This is a genomic window from Oleiphilus sp. HI0132 (genome assembly GCF_001635845.1).
Genome location: NZ_LWGJ01001624.1, coordinates 1 through 1,133 on the forward strand (window position 1 = coordinate 1; position 1,133 = coordinate 1,133).

Annotated in this window: 2 protein-coding genes; one reads left to right on the forward strand and one right to left on the reverse strand. The window is 47.0% G+C overall.

The window, feature by feature from the left end; translation table 11 throughout:
- On the forward strand, positions 1-396 hold a 396-nt coding region (locus A3766_RS24960), incomplete at its 5' end, for an exodeoxyribonuclease III (protein ID WP_255375836.1).
- Between the two features lie 64 nt (positions 397-460).
- Here A3766_RS24960 and rph read toward each other — a convergent pair.
- Positions 461-1,132 (reverse strand): ribonuclease PH, encoded by a 672-nt coding sequence (gene rph / locus A3766_RS24965; protein WP_156509121.1) that lies wholly within the window; start codon positions 1,130-1,132, stop codon positions 461-463.
- Position 1,133 lies beyond the last annotated feature (1 nt).

Consider the following 1,133-nt stretch of genomic DNA (forward strand, 5'->3'; position numbering starts at 1 on the left):
GACGCGTTTCAAAGCCATCTGGAAAAAACTCTCCGTAAGCGTCGTCAGTTCATTTTTGCGGGCAGTTTCAATTCCGCGCATTTGGTGACAGATGCGAGCAAAAAATACCATGAGATGGACGTGAGTGGCTTTAAAGCGCATGAGCGAGACTGGTTCGATACGGTTTTCGATGACTTTGGTTATGTTGATGCGTTCCGCCATGTGAATGTTGAAAGAAATCAATATACCTGGTGGCCAGAGTGGGCCAAGGGTTGGCGAAAGAATGCAGGCTGGCGAACAGATTATCAGATCACGACCCAGATGATGCGTAACGTTATCGAAGATGGTTTTATTGATATGGACACGCGCTTCTCGGATCACGCACCTGTTATTATCGACTACGACGTGATTATGTAGTTTCGGTGATTAGAAATAAAAAAGGGATGGTTGCTACCATCCCTTTTTTTATTCTAGGCTTTCTTTACGAGTTTCGCGCTGCTTCCTGCAACTCAAATATCTCGTTAATGCCTTTCTTCGCTAGTGCTAACATGGCATTAAATTCGGACTCTTCAAACGCTTCACCTTCAGCAGTGCCCTGAATTTCGATAAAGCCGCCTTTGTCAGTCATGATCACGTTCATATCAGTTTCTGCTTCTGAGTCTTCCGGGTAGTCCAAGTCGAGAACGGGTGTACCTTTGTAGATGCCTACAGAAATCGCCGCNATCTTTTGCTTTAGCGGGATTTCTTTCAGTTTTCCTGCATCTACCAAGCCTTGAAGAGCGTCCATGAGTGCCACGCAGCCCCCAGAGATAGACGCTGTACGAGTACCGCCATCTGCCTGGATAACATCGCAATCGATTTGAATGGTGCGTTCGCCGAGTGCTTTCATATCAACAGCGGCGCGTAATGAGCGACCGATTAGACGCTGAATTTCGACGGTACGACCTGTTTGTTTACCCTTTGCTGCTTCACGGATCATACGTGAACCGGTAGAGCGAGGCAGCATGCCATATTCAGCGGTTAACCAACCTTGTCCTTCACCTTTTAGGAAGCGGGGTACATTTTCGTCTATTGAGGCAGTACAGATAACTTTGGTGTCGCCAAACTCAACCAGGACAGAGCCTTCAGCATGTTTTGTGTAGTTTCGGGTGATT